Source organism: Streptomyces sp. NPDC008163 (assembly GCF_042956885.1).
GTDB classification, from domain to species: domain Bacteria; phylum Actinomycetota; class Actinomycetes; order Streptomycetales; family Streptomycetaceae; genus Streptomyces; species Streptomyces drozdowiczii_A.
On the sequence record NZ_JBIBHG010000002.1, the window covers coordinates 539,541 to 556,181 of the forward strand.

A 16,641-nucleotide genomic window follows, 5' to 3' on the forward strand; every position below is an offset into this window, starting at 1 on the left:
GAGACGGACCGGGTCCTCCGAAAGCCCTGGGGTGTCAGAGCCTGCGGGTGGCGAGCGTCAGCCGGTCGCGCGCGTCGAACAGCGCGTCCTTGACCATCTGTTCGTGCGCGGGTGTCAGCCGGGCGACCGGCACCGAGCAGCTGATGGCGTCCCGGGCCGGGGTGCGGTACGGGACGGCGACGCCGAAGCAGCGCAGCCCCAGCGTGTTCTCCTCGCGGTCCACCGCGTACCCCTGCTCGCGGATCTGGTGCAGCTCCTCGATGAGCTTCTCCCGGTCCGTCAGGGTGTGCTCGGTGAGCGCGGGCAGCGTCTCGGGCAGCATCTTGCGGACCTGCTCGTCGCTGTAGGTGGCCAGCAGCGCCTTGCCGAGCGAGGTGGAGTGCGCGGGCAGCCGGCGGCCGACCCGGGTGAAGGGGCGCAGATAGTGCTGGGACTGGCGGGTGGCGAGGTAGACCACGTTGGTGCCGTCGAGCCGGGCCAGGTGGATGGTCTCCGTGGTGTCGTCGGAGAGCCGGTCGAGCGTGGGGCGGGCCGCGGCGACGACCTCGTCACCGTCGATGTACGAGGTCCCGACCAGCAGGGCCCGTACGCCGATCCCGTACCGCGTGCCGGTCGCGTCGGTCTCCACCCAGCCCAGCTCCACCAGGGTGCGCAGCAGCATGTAGAGGCTGGACTTCGGGTAGCCGACGGCCTCCTGGACCGCGGCGAGCGAGTGCATGCCGGGCCGTCCCGCGAAGTACTCCAGCAGCTCGACCGTCCGTACCGCGGACTTGACCTGCGCCCCACCCGACTCGGGAACCGACATCGCCCTGACCCCTTTCACCCCGCCGACGAAACCCTGCGACTTCTTGCCAACACCGAACGCCCGGAAATAGAGTCGCTTCACATTCACGTTCAGGAACGCTGTTCAGAATACCGAACAGCTTATACCGGACGACTTCTGATGTGCGGCAGTGGAGCGGAAGGAAACACGGTGGCAGCAGCACCAGTCTGGAGCGTCGACCCCCGCACCGGGAACCCGCGCGAGCAGGTTGCGGTGGAGGCCACAGCGGAGGAGGTCGACCGCGCGGTCCGCGCCGCCCACGCGGTGCGCGGCTCCCTCGCCGACCGCGCGAAGCGCGCCGCGTTCCTGCGTACGGCCGCCGAACTGCTCACCGAGGCCGGGGACCACGTCATCGAGGCCGCCGACGCCGAGACCGCCCTCGGCCCGGCCCGGCTGACCGGCGAACTCGCACGCACGGCGGCCCAGTTGCGGGCCTTCGCGGAGGTCGTCGACGAGGGCGCCTTCCTCGACATCCACATCGACCACGCGGACGCCACCCGCACCCCGCCCTGGCCCGACCTGCGCCGCTACAAGATCCCACTCGGCGTCGTCGCGGTCTACGCCGCCAGCAACTTCCCGCTGGCCTTCTCCGTGCCCGGCGGCGACACCGCCAGCGCCCTCGCGGCCGGCTGCCCCGTCGTCGTCAAGGCCCACCCGGACCACCCGGCGACCTCCGAGCTCTGCGCCTCGGTGCTGCGCCGGGCCGCCGCGCGCACCGGGCTGCCCGAGGACGTCGTCACCCTCGTCCACGGCTTCGAGGCGGGCGTCGCCCTCGTCCGGCACCCGCTCGTCGCCGCCGCCGGATTCACCGGCTCGGTGCGCGGCGGTCGCGCCCTGTTCGACGCGGCCGCAGCCCGCCCCGCGCCCATCCCCTTCCACGGCGAGCTGGGCTCCCTCAACCCCGTCGTCGTCACCGAGGCCGCGGCCGCCGAGCGCGGCGAGGAGATCGGTGCGGGCCTGGCCGGCTCGATGACCATGGGCGCGGGCCAGTTCTGCACCAAGCCCGGATTCGTCCTGGTCCCCGAGGGCGAGGGCGGCGACCGCCTCCTCAAGGCGCTCACCGAGGCCGTCAGCGACACCGAGGCCGGGGTCCTCCTCGACCACCGCATGCGCGACGCCTTCCTCGCCGGGGTCACCGAGCGCGCCGCGCTCCCCGGGGTCGAGGCGCCCGTCACCCCCGGCGCGGGCGGCGAGCACACCGTCGCGGCCGGCTTCCTGACCGTCCCGGCCCGCGAACTCACCGCCGAGGGCCCGCACGACGCGCTCCTGGAGGAGTGCTTCGGCCCGGTCGCCGTCGTCGCCCGCTACGCCTCCGAGGACGAGATCACCGCCGTCCTCACCCGCCTCCCCGGCAACCTCACCGCCACCCTCCACATCGCCGCCGAAGAGGCGCAGGGCGGCGCCGCGGACCTCCTCGCCGCCCTCACCCCGCTCGCCGGGCGGGTTCTCGTCAACGGCTGGCCGACCGGCGTCGCCGTCGCCCCCGCCCAGCACCACGGCGGCCCCTACCCGGCCACCACCTCCACCTCCACCTCGGTCGGCGCCACCGCCATCGAGCGCTGGCTGCGCCCGGTCAGCTACCAGACCACCCCCGAAGCGCTCCTCCCGCCGGAGCTGCGCGAGGACAACCCGCTGGGCCTGCCCCGCCGCGTGGACGGACGACCCGCATGAACCTCCCCGAACTCCCCTTCGCGCTCCGGCCGTACGGCCCCGAGGGCGGCTGGACGTACGAGAACGGCACGCTCACCGGTCGCGCCGGAGCCCGCCAGGACCGCTTCGTCCCGCCGGGCGGCGACAGCCCGGAACCGGCGAGCGACGCGCCCCGGCTGCTCGGCGCCGCCCCGGCGGGCGACTTCCAGCTCATCGCCCGGGTGACGGTGGGCTTCGCCGCAGCCTTCGACGCGGGCGTGCTCTACCTCCACGTCGGCGACCGGGAGTGGGCCAAGCTCTGCCTGGAGCTGTCCCCGGAGCGCCCGACCATCTGCACGGTGGTCACCCGGGGCCACTCGGACGACGTCAATTCCTCCGTGGTGGACGGCGACACCCACTGGCTGCGCCTGAGCCGTACGGGACACGCCTTCGCCTTCCACGCCTCGGCCGACGGCGAGAAGTGGACCTTCGTCCGCGTCTTCACCCTCGGCACTCCGGACCGGGTGGCCACCGCATCCGTCGGCTTCCTCGCCCAGTCGCCCACCGGCGAGGGCTGCGAGGTGACCTTCGACCGGATCACCTTCCGCCCGGAGGGCCTGGCCGACCTCCGCGACGGCAGCTGACGCACCCGGCACGCGGCGGGGCGGCGCGCGGAAATTCCGTGCCGCCCGCCGCCCGCCCGTGAGAGCCTGCCCGACGGTCCGGGAGCCGGGCCGGAAAAGGGGCGGAGAGCGTCATGGGTGTGCATCTGACCGGTGGTGGCTGGGACGAGGAGGCCGCGCCGCTCGTCCACGGCCCGTTCCTCGCCGAGGCCGGGCACGAGGGCGTCGTGGGCTGCCTCCTCGTCGACGAGGGCGACGGCCGCGAGCAGTTCGCCCGCTGGGCCACCGCGCTGCGCCGGGTCGCACCGGGCGTCCGGCCGGTCCCCCTCCTGGTCCCGGAGGGCGGCGTGTTCGACGCCGGGGCGCTGGCCGGGCTCGACGGACTGCTGGTCGGCGGCGGACTGACCCCCGCCTATCAGGCCGCCCTCGCCCCCGTGCGCGGGGCCGTGGCCCGGGCCGTCGCGGAGCGCGGACTGCCGTACGCGGGGTTCTCCGCCGGTGCCGTCGTCGCCGCGGAGCACGCGCTCGTCGGGGGGTGGCTGGACCGGGGTGTCGCGGTCTGCCCGGACGACGCGGCGGAGGACCTGGAGGAGATCGAGGTCCGCGTGGGCCTGGGGCTCGTCCCGTACACCGTCGACGTGCACGCCTCCGCCTGGGGGACGCTCGGCCGGCTCGTCGCGGCGGTGGCCCGGGGCGAGGTGGAACGCGGCCTCGCCCTGGACGAGAACACCACGCTGTCCGTCGCGCCCGACGGCCGGGCGACGGTGGCCGGGACGGGGCAGGTGCGCCTCGTCCGGCGCGCGGACGAGCCCGGAGCCGTCGTCGTACGGGCGCTGCGGGCGGGGGAGCGGTTCGGTCCCTGACCGGAACCGGAGCCCCGGCCCCTACGTCCTCCCCACCATGATCCGTACAGCGACGCAGGACGACCTCGACGCGATAGTCACCCTGCACACCGAGGCCAGGGCCACCTACTACAGCGGGCATCTCGACGAGGAGGAGTACGCGGGCCCGGCCGAGGTGAGCCGGAGCCGGGACGGCTGGTCGCGCGCCGTGGACCGGGAGGACGCCACCGTGCTCGTCGCCGAGAGGGACGGCGCCCTCGTCGGCATCGCCGCCCACTCCGTACGCGACGGATGGACGTATCTCACCCAGCTCCACGTCTCCCCGGCCCGCTGGCGCGAGGGCGTCGGCAGCGCCCTGCACCGCGCGTGCGTCGCCGACTGGCAGCGGCGCGGTGTGACGCGGGCCCGGCTGGAGGTCTTCGGGCCCAACAAGCGCGCCCAGGCGTTCTACGCCGCGTCCGGCTGGGTCACCGACCCGGAGACGCCCCGGCACGGCGACCATGTGGTGCTGCGCCTCGCGGTTCCAGAAGCAGCGCCGGACGCGCCCGCGAGAGGCTGACCACAAGGGGCGCGGGCCCGGGAATGGCACGGGCCCGCCACGCGTTGGGGCGGGGAGCGGAGGGAGCCTCCGCCCCTGCCGCAGTCGTCGATGAGTCCGGAGAGAAGAAGAGTCATGCGCGTCGAGATCTGGAGCGACATCGCCTGCCCCTGGTGTTATGTCGGAAAAGCCCGCTTCGAGAAGGGCCTCGCGGGCTTCGCCCACCGCGACGACGTCGAGGTGGTGCACCGCTCCTTCGAGCTCGACCCCGGCCGCGCCAAGGACGACACCGAGCTGGTCACCGACATGCTGGCGCGGAAGTACGGGCGCACCCCCGACGAGGTCCGCGCGATGGAGGCCAACGTCGCCGCCAACGCACAGGCCGAAGGGCTCGGCTATCTCACCGAGGGCCGTGACCACGGCAGCACCTTCGACATCCACCGCCTGCTGCACCTGGCCAAGGCCCGCGGCCGCCAGGACGAGCTGCTGGCCCTCGCCTACCGGGCCAACTTCGCCGAGGAGCGGTCCGTCTTCGACGACTCCGTCCTGCTGGACCTGGCCGTCGAGGCGGGACTCGACGCCGAGGAGGCGCGCGCGGTGCTCGCCGACCCGGAGGCCTACGCCGACGAGGTGCGCGCCGATGAGCGGGAGGCGGCCGAGCTGGGCGCCAACGCGGTGCCGTTCTTCGTGTTCGACCGGCGCTACGGCGTCTCCGGCGGCCAGCCCGCCGAGGTCTTCGCCCAGGCGCTGGAGCAGGCGTGGAAGGACCGCCCGGTGACCGCCGGCGACGACGCGGCGGCCTGCGACGCCGACGGGGCCTGCGAGGTCCCCGGGACGGCGGCCCGGAACGCCTGACCCCGCCGCGCGGGCCGCCCCGGCGGCCCGCGCACCGGTCGCGCCCGCGGGGCCGGACACATAAGCATCGCTTGGGGTCGACCGTGAATTTATGTCAATTGACCCCAGGTCGGCGAGGGTTCAGGCTGAACGCATGACGATCTCTCCGCTCAGCCGCGCCGTCGCCGGCGAGTTCGCGCCCGAGACCACCTACCTCAACACCTCCACCTGCGGGCTGCTGCCCCGCCGTACCGTCGACGCGGTGAAGGCCCTCGCCGAGGAGAGCGCGACCGGCCGCCGCGCCGGTTCGGGCGACTTCGAGGCGGTGAACCGCGCCCGGGACGGCTTCGCACGGCTGGCCGGCGTCGGGGCGGACCGGGTGGCCGTCGGCAGCTCGGTCGTCGCCCACTCGGCCTGATCGCGGCCTCCCTGCCGCCCGGGGCCGAAGTGCTCGCTCCCGAAGGCGAGTTCAGCTCGGTCGTCAGCCCCTTCGCGGTCCGCGGCGACCTCGACATGCGCTACGTGCCGCTCGCCGAGCTGGCCGGGGCCGTGCGCCCCTCCACCGCGGTCGTCGCCTTCTCCTCGGTGCAGTCGGCGGACGGCCGCCGCGCCGACCTGGACGCGGTCCGGGCCGCCGCGACCGCGCACGGCGCCCGTACCCTGCTGGACGCCACCCAGTCCGCGGGCTGGCTGCCGCTGGACGCGGGGGCCTACGACTACACGGTGACCGGCGGCTTCAAGTACCTGCTCTGCCCGCGCGGCACGTCCTTCCTCACCGTCACCGAGGAGGCGCAGGAGGACGTGAAGCCGGTCGACGTGGGCATGGCCGCGTCCGAGGACCCGTGGGGCAGCGTGTACGGACCGGTCACCAAGCTGGCGCCCGACGCCCGCCGCTACGACGAGCCGCCCGTCTACCTCGCGTACCACGGCGCCGAGCACTCCCTCGCCCTGCTCCACGAGATCGGTGTCGAGGCGCTGCACGACCACGCCATCGCGCTGGCCGGCCGCTTCCGTGCCGGAGTGACGGCCCTCGGGCACGAGCCCGTGGCGGCGGACACCGCCGTCGTCGCGGTGCCCGGCCTCGGCGACCGGGCACCGGAGCTCCAACGGGCCGGGGTGCTGGTCGCAGGCCGGGCCGGCAACCTGCGCGCGTCCTTCCACCTCTACAACACCGAGGCCGACGTGGACCGCGCGCTGGACGCGCTGGCTTCCTAGGTCCTGTCTGACAGACAGCCCCTAGTCCTGGGCGTCCAGCGGGGCGCTCCGCCACTTCCACGACGTCAGGCGCTCGCGGCCGGGCAGTTCGGCGCGGCCGGTGGACCAGAGCAGCACGGCCCACCGGTCCTTGTCGTCCGGCGCCCCCGGGAAGAGCCGGGCCAGCGCCCGGTCGCACAGGGCGGCGGGCGGCTCCCAGGAGACGCCCAGGGCCGAGGCGATGTCATGGGCGTGCACCAGGGTCTCCACGACGCCCATGGCCGCGAAACCCTCCGGGTCGGAGACCCCGTAGCCGTGGAACGAGCGGGTGGCCGGCGAGGCCGTACGGACCATCGAGGCCAGCAGCGCGCCGCTCGCCTCCACGGTCCGGAGCAGCCCGGACACGCCCGCCTCCGGGTCGGCGAAGACCGCGTTCCACGGGCCGCCCTCGCGCCGGGGGCCCCAGTGGTAGGGCACCTCGGTCTCCAGCGAGGGGGTGCGCGGGCCGAGCTGGACGGCGTACGCGAACAGGTCGTCGCTCAGGTGCTCCGCGGTCTCCCAGCAGTCCCACGTCAGCGTCCCGGCCGGGACGCGCCAGTCGGCGTCCGGGGCGGCGGCGAGCGTGTCGACCGCAAGGCGGACCGCCTCGGTCACGTCGTCCGCGGTGACCGGCAGCCGCGTGCCGCTGAGCGCGGCCCGTTCGCCGGCACCGCACTCCACGCAGAACTCGTTGCCCTCCGGATCGGCCAGGGTCGCCCAGCCCCGTCCGTTCGGCTTGCGGTGGTCGGCGACCAGGGTCGCGCCGAGGGCCAGCAGCCGTTCGACCTCCTCGTCCCGGGTGCGGTCCGCCGGCCTGATGTCCAGATGGACGCGGTTCTTGGTCTGCTTCTTGTCCGGCACGGTGACGAACAGGAGGGCGGCGTCCTCCGCTTCGACCAGTGCCTCGGGGTCGCCGGGGTAGTCGTCGTCGGAGAGCGGGGCACCGAGCACGGCCGCCCAGAAGGTGCCCAGGGTGTAGGCGTCGGCGCAGTCGATGGTGATGTGCTGTACGTGGGATGTCATGCGCTCACTTTCGCCGCCGGGCCTGCCCCGGTCCACCGGGATATGCCGGAGGGGGTGGCACGGAAATCCGTACCACCCCCTCCGAAGGCCCTACTTCACCGGGGTGAAGTCGCGCGCCCCGATGAACTCCGGGCGGCGGACCGGAGCCGCGAACGGCTCCTGCGCGGTGTTCTCCACGCTGTTGAACACGATGAACACGTTGCTGCGCGGGTACGGCGTGATGTTGTCGCCCGAACCGTGCATCGCGTTGCAGTCGAACCAGGTCGCCGAACCGGGCTTGCCCGTGAAGAGCCTGATGCCGTGCCGGTCGGCCATCTTCGTCAGCGCCTCGTCGGACGGGGTGCCCGCGTCCTGCATCTGGAGCGACTTCTTGTAGTTGTCCTTCGGCGTCTCACCCGCGCAGCCGAGGAACGACTTGTGCGAGCCGGGCATGATCATCAGCCCGCCGTTGGTGTCGTGGTTCTCGGTCAGCGCGATCGACACGGACACCGTCCGCATGTTCGGCAGACCGTCCTCGGCGTGCCAGGTCTCGAAGTCCGAGTGCCAGTAGAACCCCGAGGCCCCGAACCCGGGCTTGACGTTGATCCGCGACTGGTGGACGTAGACGTCCGAGCCGAGGATCTGGCGGGCCCGGCCCACCACCCGCTCGTCGGCGACCAGCCGGGCGAAGACCTCGCTGATCCGGTGGACCTCGAAGACCGACCGCACGGACTGCGACTTCGGTTCGATGATCGAGCGGTCGTCGGCGCGGACGGCCGGGTCGGTGATCAGCCGTTCCAGCTCGGTGTGGTAGCCGGCCACCTCGTCCGGGGTGATCAGCTGCTCGACGGTCAGGAAGCCGTCGTGCTCGTAGCCCTGGAGCTCCTTGGCGCTGATCGGACCCGGTGCGCCCGGCGCGGACCAGATGACCGGGTCCTGGCGGGGAGTGGTCATCTCGGCGGCGCCGCGCGAGGGGTACAGATCGGTGCGTACGTCGGTGGTCATGGGTTCAGCCCTCCTCGGTCAGCAGTGGATAGACACCGTTCTCGTCGTGCTCCTCCCGTCCGGTGACCGGCGGGTTGAAGACGCAGACGCAGCGGAAGTCGGTCTTGGGCCGCATCGTGTGGCGCTCGTGGCCGTTGAGCAGATACATGGTCCCCGGCGTGATCCAGTGCTTCTCACCGGTCTCGTCGTTGGTCAGCTCTGCCTCGCCCTCGACGCACAGGACCGCCTCGATGTGGTTCGCGTACCACATCGACGTCTCGGTACCCGCGTACATCGTGGTCTCGTGGAGCGAGAAGCCGACCTTCTCCTCGGCGAGCACGATGCGCTTGCTCTCCCAGGTGCCGGAGGCGGCCTTGATGTGCCGGTCGGTGTTCTCGACGTCGGCGAAGGATCGGACGATCACGGTGGTTCGGTGCCTTTCTCTTTACGACGGTGGTGCGTCGGTGGGTCGTGCGGTTCAGGCGGTCTCGCGGACGGCACGGGCCAGCGTGCGCAGGCCCTCGTCCAGCTCCTCGGGCGTGATGGTGAGCGGCGGCAGCAGCTTCACGACCTCGCTCTGCGGGCCGGAGGTCTCCAGGAGCAGCCCCAGCCGGAACGCGCGGGCGCAGACCGCGGCGGCGCGCGCCGGGTCGTCGAACTCCAGGCCCCAGACCAGACCGCGGCCCCGGAAGCGGGCACTGTCGTGCTCGCCGCAGATGGCCAGCATCGTCTGCTCGATCTGCTCGCCCCGGGCCAGCGTCTGCTTCTCCATCTGGCCGTCCGCCCAGTAGGCGTCCAGCGCGGCGGCGGCGGTGACGAACGCGGGGTTGTTGCCCCGGAAGGTGCCGTTGTGCTCGCCGGGCTCCCAGACGTCCAGCTCCGGCTTGAACAGGCAGAGCGACATGGGCAGTCCGTAACCGCTGATGGACTTCGACAGCGTCACGATGTCCGGCGTGATACCGGCCTCCTCGAAGGAGAAGAAGCCGCCGGTACGGCCGCAGCCCATCTGGATGTCGTCGACGATCAGCAGCATGTCCTGGCGGTGGCACAGGTCCTGGAGCGCGCGCAGCCACTCGGCGCGGGCCACGTTGATGCCGCCCTCGCCCTGGACGGTCTCCACGATCACGGCGGCCGGGTGGTTGAGCCCGGACCCCTGGTCCTCCAGGAGCCGTTCGAACCAGAGGAAGTCGGGGACCTGGCCGTCGAAGTAGTTGTCGAACGGCATTGGCGTGCCGTGCACCAGCGGGATGCCGGCACCGGCCCGCTTGAACGCGTTGCCGGTCACGGCCAGCGAGCCGAGCGACATGCCGTGGAAGGCGTTGGTGAACGAGACGACGGACTCGCGCCCCTTGACCTTACGGGCCAGCTTCAGCGCCGCCTCGACGGCGTTGGTGCCCGTCGGGCCGGGGAACATCACCTTGTACGGAAGGTCGCGGGGGCGCAGCACGACGTTCTGGAAGGTGTCCAGGAAGGCCCGTTTGGCGGTGGTCGCCATGTCGAGGCCGTGCGTGATGCCGTCGCGTTCGATGTAGTCGATCAGCGCGCGCTTGAGCACCGGGTTGTTGTGGCCGTAGTTGAGCGAGCCCGCGCCGGCGAAGAAGTCCAGGTACGAGTGGCCGTCCTCGTCGGTCAGCCGGGCGCCCTGGGCGCGGTCGAACACGGCGGGCCAGCCGCGGCAGTAGCTCCGGACCTCGGATTCCAGGGTCTCGAAGACACTGAGGGCAGGCGGGGTGATGGTCACAGCGGGTCTCCTGCGTGAGGGGGTGTGACGGGCGGCGTTGAAGGATGCTGCGGTGGGCGGAGTGCGCGCTCAGGCGTGGAACGGGCCGATGCGGTACAGCACTTCCGGCAGGTGGGTGCCTTCGGGGAACAGTCCGCCGTCGAAGAGCACCTCGCGCTCCAGGGCCACGTCGTGGCGCTGCGCGTAGGAGGTGAACAGGCGGTCCGACGCGGTGTTGTCCGGGGTGACGGTCGTCTCGACCGAGGCCAGGCCCTGTTCGGCGGCGACCCGCGCGGTCAGGGCGTCCAGCAGCTTCGCCGCCAGGCCCGTACCGCGGTGGCCGTGGTCGACGGCCACCTGCCAGACGACGAGCGTCTCGGGACGGTCCGGCCTGATGTACCCCGTCACGAAGGCGACCGGGGAGCCGGTCTCGTCACGGGCGACCACGGAGGTCGCCGCGAAGTCACGGCACCACAGCAGGTAGCTGTACGAGGAGTTGAGGTCCAGGACCTCGGAGTCGCGGGCGATACGCCAGATCGCGGCCCCGTCCTCCACTCGCGGCGTGTCGATCGTAAGGAATTCGCTTCGGGCACTTGCAAAATCTGCTGGTGCGGCGGTCATGGCATTTGAATTTACCTAGCAAGTCTTTAAATTGCATCGAGGCAAGGGGTTGGGTGGGGCGGCCATCTGTGTTATCAGGCGGGTGCGCGCACCGGCGCGAATCGTCTTCGGTTTCTGGCGTTCTGTCCGGTATTTTTCGGGCAAATCTCCGACTGTGTGGAGTCGGTCACAAGCCCATAACTCTCTCCACACACAACCGAAATGAGGTCCGGGAACAGCTTGATAACTGGGGTGTTTAGCCCTGGGGGATGCGGGCATAAGAATGCGGGGAGCTGTTCTGATTCAGACAGCTCCCCGCATTGTTTATCGGATGCGCTTTTATGCGCTGGGCCAGGTTTCCGAAACGGCCTTCCGGGCAGCCTCCAGATCGACCTGCCGGCCGGCCTCGGCCAGCGCCGACCCCAGAGCCGCGAGCGAGGAGAGCACCGCGCCCCGCGTCGCATCCACCCCGTAGTGATTGACCCGGATCATCTCCTCGGCCAGCGCGCCCCCGCCCGCGATCAGCGGCTGCGAGGGCTCACCCGCGAGCGCCCGGGCGACCAGCCCGGACGCGTCCACGCCCTCCGGCGTGCGCAGCGTCGTCGCCACCGGCGCCGCGTCCCGGGCCTCGTGGACGTACGGGGTCAGGCCGCCGCCCAGCGCCACCGCACCGGCCCGGGTGGCCGCCGCGGCCGCCGAGTGGCGGGCCATCACCGCGTCCAGGCCCTCCGCCTCGATCCGCTCCACGCACGCTTCGAGGGCCAGCATCTCCAGCTGGGCCGGGGCGTGCAGCAGCGCCTTGCGGCCCCCGTCGATCCAGCGTTCCTTCCAGTCGAGGAGCGACAGGTAGGACCGGCGCGGCGCCTGCGGGTTGGCGGCGATCCGCTCCCAGGCCCGCGCGCTCACCGACACCGCCGAGACCCCGGCGGGCCCGCCCATCGCCTTCTGCGCCCCGATCACGCACAGGTCGACGCCCCAGGCGTCCGGCAGCAGCGGCTCGGCGCCCACCGAGGCGACCGCGTCCAGCATGAACAGCGCGCCGTGCGCCCGGACCACCTCGCCGATCTCCGCGACCGGGTTGGTGTTGCCGGTCGCCGCCTCGGCGTGGACCAGCGAGACGAAGTCGATCTCCGGGTGCGCGGCCAGCGCCTCGGCGACCTGGTCCGCGGTGACGGCCGTGTGGAACGGCACCTCCAGGTCGATGACCTCGGCCCCGCAGTCGCGCAGCCAGTTGCCGAAGGTCTGCCCGTAGGGCCCGGTCACCACGTTCAGCGCCGTCGAGCCGGGCCGGGCGCCGCCCCGGATGCAGCCCTCCAGGGGCAGCAGCGCCTCGCCCTGCATGATGACGACGTCCTGCTCGGTGGCCAGCAGACCGGCCACCCGCCGCTCGATCGCCGCGAAGTGCGCGGCGGTCAGCGGAGCGAGGTCGAGGAAGGGGTGCGTCACGGCGGTGCTCTCTTCGGTTTCGGTCGGCGGGCTCCGGCCTGCTGACCGGGCGCCTTTGAGAGTACCCAGCACCCTTCGGACCGGCTGGGACAGGGCATGTCGCACGCGGTGGGCCCCTCGTACAGTGCTGTGCATGAGTGATCACGAGGCATCGCGGGTGCTGCATGTGAAGGGGCGGGTGCTCGTCGGACCCGAGGAGGTCAGGGACGAGCTCTGGGCGGTCGGCGGCCGGGTCACCTACGAGCGTCCGCCCGGCGCGGACGACGCGGTCACCGTCACCGGCTGGGCCCTGCCCGGCCTGGTCGACGCCCACTGCCACGTCGGGCTCGACCACCACGGCGCGGTGGACGCGGCGACCAGTGAGAAGCAGGCCCTGGCCGACCGGGAGGCCGGGGCGCTGCTCCTGCGGGACGCGGGCTCGCCCGCCGACACCCGCTGGATCGACGACCGCGAGGACCTGCCGAAGATCATCCGGGCCGGCCGCCACATCGCCCGGCCCCGCCGCTACACCCGTAACTACGCCTGGGAGATCGAGCCCGACGAACTCGTCGCCCATGTGGCCCAGGAGGCGCGCCGGGGCGACGGCTGGGTGAAGCTGGTCGGCGACTGGATCGACCGCGAGGTGGGCGACCTGACGGCGCTCTGGCCGCGCGAGGCGGTCGGGGCGGCCATCGCGGAGGCGCACCGGCTGGGTGCCCGCGTCACCGCGCACTGCTTCGCGGAGGACTCGCTGCGCGACCTGGTGGAGGCCGGGATCGACTGCGTCGAGCACGCCACGGGCCTCACCGAGGACACCATCCCGCTCTTCGCGGAGCGCGGTGTGGCCATCGTGCCGACGCTGGTCAACATCGCCACCTTCCCCGCGCTGGCGCAGAGCGGCGAGGCGAAGTTCCCGCGCTGGTCCGCCCATATGCGCCGGCTCCACGAACGCCGCTACGACACCGTGCGCTCCGCCTACGACGCCGGGGTGCCGGTCTTCGTCGGCACCGACGCGGGCGGGGTCCTCGCGCACGGCCTGGTGGCCGACGAGGTCGCGGAGCTGGTCAAGGCGGGCATCCCGCCGCTGACGGCGCTGTCCGCGACGACCTGGGGTGCGAGGGCCTGGCTCGGGAGGCCGGGCCTGGAGGAGGGGGCACCGGCCGACCTCGTGGTGTACGACGAGGACCCGCGGGCGGACGTGCGGGTGCTGGCCGGGCCACGCCGGGTCGTCCTGAACGGGCGCGTGATCGGCTGACACGCCGCGTTGACCAGCAGTGACCGGAGGGCGGCCGGCTCGTTGAACTTCTCCGCGCCTGCGGAGCGCCGGCGTTACGGGCGGCCCCCGCGCGGTCCGAAACGCCCCGGCGCTCAGTGAAGCGGGTGAACCCGAGGAACGCACGTGCCGGAATATTCGAATACAGGCGCGGAAACCCCCCTTTGGAGTGAACTGGCTCCAGGTGTCCGCCAGTTCACCCTCTGTGCGTAAAGATTCACGGAGTCGAGGCCACCGGTGCCCGCGATGTCCCCCATTGGACGGCGCACCGGTGGCTCCATGTCTCCTGTGGGGGTTCCACCATCTTGAACAGCAACACCTTCCGCCTCGCCGCCCTGGCGGTCGCCGCCGCCCCCGTCGCCGCCCTGGTCGCGGTCCCGGCCCACGCCGCCCCCGCGACCACCGACTCGGCCCGCGGCGGGAAGGCGAGCGCGGTCGTGCTCCGTACCGCACTCGACGTCTCCCTCCTCAACAAGACGGTCGACGTGCCGTTGAAGGTCACCCTCAACGAGGTGCAGGCTCCGCGCAGCGCCGAGCAGACCGCGCTCAGCGTGCGGCTCGACGGGGTGGACCACGGCAAGCCGTTCAGCGTCCTCAAGGCCGATGTGGCCACCGCGAAGGCCACCGCCGACAAGCACCGGGCCGCCGGGTACAGCAACCTCGCCAACGCCAGGGTGAGCCTCCCCGGGCTCACGGTGTTCCCGCTGCTCAAGGTGGAGAAGGTCACTTCGAAGGCGGTCTGCGAGGTGGGCAGCCGGCCGGTCGCCGAGTCCAATGTGCTCGGGTCGGTTTCCGTGCTCGGCAAGCGCGTCACGCTCACGGCCGGTGGCACCACGCGGGTCGCGGTGCCGCATGTCGGCGAGGTGACGCTCGACCTGTCGAAGACGCAGACCACCTCGCGCACGGCCGCCGCGGTGGCGCTCCAGCTGAAGGTGTCGGTCAACCCGCTCGACCTGAACGTCGCGGACGTCAAGGGCGAGGTCACGCTCGCCGAGGCCACCTGCGAAACCCCGAAGGAGCACGGCGGCCACACGGGCGGCGGCGACAACGGTGGCGGCCACAACGGCGGCGGTGACAACGGCGGGAACGAGAACGGCGGCAACGAGAACGGCGGCGCGACCGGGGGCGGTTCCACGGACGGCGGCTCGGGTGACGGCGGCGCGACCGACGGCGGCGCGACCGACGGCGGCTCCGGTAACGGCGGCTCCACGGGCGGCGGCGACCAGGCCGGCTCCACCGGGGGCGGCGGCGACGTGAAGACCCAGACGGGTACGGACCAGGCCCCGGCCGCCACCGACGCGGACCTCGCCGAGACGGGCAGCAGCTCCAGCACCCCGTACATCGCGGGCGGCGCGGCACTGCTGCTGGCGGCCGGGGCGGGCGCCATGGTCCTGACCCGGCGCCGCGCCCGAGGCTGACGGCCCGAGGGGAGGAACCCCGGGGGAGGGGATGGTGAGCGGTGCTCCGAGGGGGGAGCACCGCTCACTTATGGGAGCGCCCCGCTAACGCCCCGCCACCGTCAGTGCCTGGAGCGCCAGGTCCAGCGCCTGGAGGAAGCGGTTGGTCGTCGTCCGGTCCCTTACCGCCAGCCGCAGCCAGCCGTCCCCGAGACCGGGAAACGTATCTCCTCGCCGCGCCGCGAACCCCAGCATCCGCAGCCGCTCCCTTATCTCGGCGGCCCCGTCGAGGCGGATCAGCACGAACGGCCCCTCGGCCGGCTCCACCACCTGGACCTCCGCGAACTCCCGCAGCCCGGCCACCAGATGCGCCCGGTCCACCACGATCCGGTCCGCCGCCCCGGCGGCCTCCGCCAGCGCGCGCGGCTCCACGCACGCCTCCGCCGCCGCCAGTGCGGGCGACGACACCGGCCACAGCGGCTGCGCCTCCTCCAGGGTGCGGATCGTCTCCGGGTCGGCCGCCGCGTAACCGATGCGCAGCCCGGCGAGCCCCCAGGTCTTGGTGAGGCTGCGCAGGACGACGAGCCCGGGGAGGTCCGTACGCCCGCACAGGGCCTCGCGCTCGCCCGGCACCGCGTCCATGAACGCCTCGTCCACCACCAGGGTCCGGCCGGGACGCGCCAGGCGTTCGAGGACGGCGGCGGGATGGAGGACGGACGTCGGGTTGGTCGGGTTGCCGACGACCACCAGGTCCGCTTCGTCGGGCACGTCCGCCGGGTCGAGCCGGAAGTCGTCGTCGGCCCGCAGCAGCACCCGCCCCACCTCGTGCCCGGCCGCGCGCAGCGCCGCCTCGGGCTCGGTGAACTGAGGGTGCACCACGTACGGCCGCCGGGCGGGCAGCGCGCGTGCGATGAGGACGAACGCCTCAGCCGCACCTGCCGTCAACAACACACGTTCGGGAGGAAGTTCGTGCCGGGCGGCGACGGCCTCGCGGGCCTCGCGGCCGTCCGGGTACGCGGCGAGCGTGCCCAGGGAGCCGGCTATACGTTCCTGCAACCAGGCCGGTGGGGTACCGGCCCGTACGTTGACGGCGAGATCGGTCAGATCCCGGCCCCGTCCGCGTACTTCCGCGTCTCCGTGGTGACGCAGATCGTGGGTGCCCGCGCCTGTCGCGTCGGGACTCTCAGTGGGAGTGTGCATGACCGCCGTGGTGGGGGTGTGGTGTGGGGGTGTGCGCCGTGGCCTGGGTGGACTCCGGCAGGATGACTATGCGCCCCGCACCCTGTTTCACGCAACGGTCCCGACCGGCCGGCGCACGAGCGCGCAGGTGGCCATCGACGGGCGCCCGTGGCGCGGCCGTGACTTCCTTTTGGGCACGAGGAGTTGACCGCCGCCGGCGAGGGCGGCGGCCTCGGCCACCGAGGGGGTGCCGAGGGCGGTGAGCGCCTCCCCGGAGGGGTGCGGGACGGGCACCAGGGCGAGCACCTCCGCCGGGTACGCGCGCAGCGGAACCCCGAGCCGCGCGGCGGCGCCCAGCAGTCCCGGCTCCCGGGCCTTCGCCGTCACGGTGACCAGCTCGGCGATCCCCGTGAGCCCCGCCTCCCGCAGCACCTCCAGGACCAGTCCGGTGACCTCGTCGGCGGAGACTCCCCGGGAGGCGCCGACGCCGGCGACGAGCGCGCCGAGATGCGCGGAACGGGGTGCATCGGCTAGCAAGA

The 16,641-nt window shown here is 72.8% G+C and carries 14 protein-coding genes and 2 pseudogenes; 8 read left to right on the forward strand and 8 right to left on the reverse strand.

Annotated elements, in window-relative coordinates; all coding sequences use genetic code 11:
- Window positions 1-34: 34 nt before the first annotated feature.
- Entirely contained in the window at window positions 35-805 is a 771-nt protein-coding gene (locus ACFZAT_RS07505; RefSeq protein WP_018104665.1) for an IclR family transcriptional regulator, read from the reverse strand.
- A 168-nt stretch (window positions 806-973) separates the two neighbouring features.
- Here ACFZAT_RS07505 and ACFZAT_RS07510 point away from each other — a divergent pair, with 168 nt between their 5' ends.
- The 6 genes and pseudogenes from ACFZAT_RS07510 to ACFZAT_RS07535 all read left to right on the forward strand — a co-directional run bounded on the left by ACFZAT_RS07510 (window position 974) and on the right by ACFZAT_RS07535 (window position 6,504).
- Complete coding sequence (locus tag ACFZAT_RS07510; protein ID WP_391261447.1) at window positions 974-2,494, forward strand: aldehyde dehydrogenase family protein; 1,521 nt, start codon at window positions 974-976, stop codon at window positions 2,492-2,494.
- Window positions 2,491-3,096: a DUF1349 domain-containing protein gene (locus tag ACFZAT_RS07515; protein WP_391261450.1), complete on the forward strand. Its 606-nt coding sequence runs from the start codon at window positions 2,491-2,493 to the stop codon at window positions 3,094-3,096. Before ACFZAT_RS07510 ends, ACFZAT_RS07515 begins: the two co-directional genes overlap by 4 nt.
- 113 nt (window positions 3,097-3,209) lie before the next feature.
- Complete coding sequence (locus ACFZAT_RS07520; protein ID WP_391261452.1) at window positions 3,210-3,938, forward strand: hypothetical protein; 729 nt, start codon at window positions 3,210-3,212, stop codon at window positions 3,936-3,938.
- A 37-nt stretch (window positions 3,939-3,975) separates the two neighbouring features.
- Entirely contained in the window at window positions 3,976-4,476 is a 501-nt protein-coding gene (locus ACFZAT_RS07525; RefSeq protein ID WP_391261454.1) for a GNAT family N-acetyltransferase, read from the forward strand.
- Window positions 4,477-4,590: 114 nt separating this feature from the next.
- The gene (locus ACFZAT_RS07530) at window positions 4,591-5,310 is read left to right on the forward strand and encodes a DsbA family protein (protein ID WP_391261457.1); all 720 of its coding nucleotides are present in this window, start codon (window positions 4,591-4,593) and stop codon (window positions 5,308-5,310) included.
- Window positions 5,311-5,443: 133 nt separating this feature from the next.
- Window positions 5,444-6,504 (forward strand): annotated as a pseudogene (locus tag ACFZAT_RS07535) (aminotransferase class V-fold PLP-dependent enzyme).
- A 21-nt stretch (window positions 6,505-6,525) separates the two neighbouring features.
- Here ACFZAT_RS07535 and ACFZAT_RS07540 read toward each other — a convergent pair.
- From ACFZAT_RS07540 to ACFZAT_RS07565, 6 genes are all read right to left on the reverse strand, one after another.
- On the reverse strand, window positions 6,526-7,545 hold the full coding sequence (locus tag ACFZAT_RS07540; RefSeq protein WP_391261460.1) for a VOC family protein: 1,020 nt from the start codon (window positions 7,543-7,545) through the stop codon (window positions 6,526-6,528).
- A gap of 90 nt (window positions 7,546-7,635) precedes the next feature.
- A complete protein-coding gene (gene thpD / locus ACFZAT_RS07545; protein WP_391261462.1) occupies window positions 7,636-8,529 on the reverse strand; it encodes an ectoine hydroxylase in 894 nt (297 codons plus the stop codon).
- Window positions 8,530-8,533: 4 nt separating this feature from the next.
- The gene (locus ACFZAT_RS07550; protein ID WP_391261465.1) at window positions 8,534-8,932 is read right to left on the reverse strand and encodes an ectoine synthase; all 399 of its coding nucleotides are present in this window, start codon (window positions 8,930-8,932) and stop codon (window positions 8,534-8,536) included.
- A 54-nt stretch (window positions 8,933-8,986) separates the two neighbouring features.
- Entirely contained in the window at window positions 8,987-10,249 is a 1,263-nt protein-coding gene (gene ectB / locus ACFZAT_RS07555) for a diaminobutyrate--2-oxoglutarate transaminase (protein ID WP_391261468.1), read from the reverse strand.
- Window positions 10,250-10,318: 69 nt separating this feature from the next.
- Window positions 10,319-10,849 carry a diaminobutyrate acetyltransferase gene (gene ectA / locus ACFZAT_RS07560; RefSeq protein WP_391261471.1) on the reverse strand — a complete coding sequence of 177 codons (531 nt, stop codon included), beginning with the start codon at window positions 10,847-10,849 and terminating at the stop codon, window positions 10,319-10,321.
- A 318-nt stretch (window positions 10,850-11,167) separates the two neighbouring features.
- On the reverse strand, window positions 11,168-12,274 hold the full coding sequence (locus ACFZAT_RS07565) for an aminotransferase class V-fold PLP-dependent enzyme (protein ID WP_391261474.1): 1,107 nt from the start codon (window positions 12,272-12,274) through the stop codon (window positions 11,168-11,170).
- Between the two features lie 133 nt (window positions 12,275-12,407).
- On the opposite strand from ACFZAT_RS07565, the gene ACFZAT_RS07570 reads away from it, so the two are divergent.
- Window positions 12,408-13,508, forward strand: a complete 1,101-nt coding sequence (locus ACFZAT_RS07570) for an amidohydrolase family protein (RefSeq protein WP_391261476.1) — start codon at window positions 12,408-12,410, stop codon at window positions 13,506-13,508.
- 323 nt (window positions 13,509-13,831) lie between these two features.
- Window positions 13,832-14,944 (forward strand): SCO1860 family LAETG-anchored protein, encoded by a 1,113-nt coding sequence (locus ACFZAT_RS07575; protein ID WP_391261478.1) that lies wholly within the window; start codon window positions 13,832-13,834, stop codon window positions 14,942-14,944.
- An 84-nt stretch (window positions 14,945-15,028) separates the two neighbouring features.
- Here ACFZAT_RS07575 and cobC read toward each other — a convergent pair.
- Window positions 15,029-16,639 (reverse strand): annotated as a pseudogene (cobC, locus tag ACFZAT_RS07580) (Rv2231c family pyridoxal phosphate-dependent protein CobC).
- Window positions 16,640-16,641 lie beyond the last annotated feature (2 nt).

What these genes read in the sequence shown, in the direction of transcription:
- thpD (WP_391261462.1), bottom strand. Translation starts at nt 8,529, where the DNA reads ATGACCACCGACGTACGCACCGATCTGTACCCCTCGCGCGGCGCCGCC.
- ACFZAT_RS07530 (WP_391261457.1), top strand. Translation starts at nt 4,591, where the DNA reads ATGCGCGTCGAGATCTGGAGCGACATCGCCTGCCCCTGGTGTTATGTC.
- ectA (WP_391261471.1), bottom strand. Translation starts at nt 10,849, where the DNA reads ATGACCGCCGCACCAGCAGATTTTGCAAGTGCCCGAAGCGAATTCCTT.
- ACFZAT_RS07505 (WP_018104665.1), bottom strand. Translation starts at nt 805, where the DNA reads ATGTCGGTTCCCGAGTCGGGTGGGGCGCAGGTCAAGTCCGCGGTACGG.
- ACFZAT_RS07525 (WP_391261454.1), top strand. Translation starts at nt 3,976, where the DNA reads ATGATCCGTACAGCGACGCAGGACGACCTCGACGCGATAGTCACCCTG.
- ACFZAT_RS07570 (WP_391261476.1), top strand. Translation starts at nt 12,408, where the DNA reads ATGAGTGATCACGAGGCATCGCGGGTGCTGCATGTGAAGGGGCGGGTG.
- ACFZAT_RS07515 (WP_391261450.1), top strand. Translation starts at nt 2,491, where the DNA reads ATGAACCTCCCCGAACTCCCCTTCGCGCTCCGGCCGTACGGCCCCGAG.
- ACFZAT_RS07520 (WP_391261452.1), top strand. Translation starts at nt 3,210, where the DNA reads ATGGGTGTGCATCTGACCGGTGGTGGCTGGGACGAGGAGGCCGCGCCG.
- ACFZAT_RS07540 (WP_391261460.1), bottom strand. Translation starts at nt 7,545, where the DNA reads ATGACATCCCACGTACAGCACATCACCATCGACTGCGCCGACGCCTAC.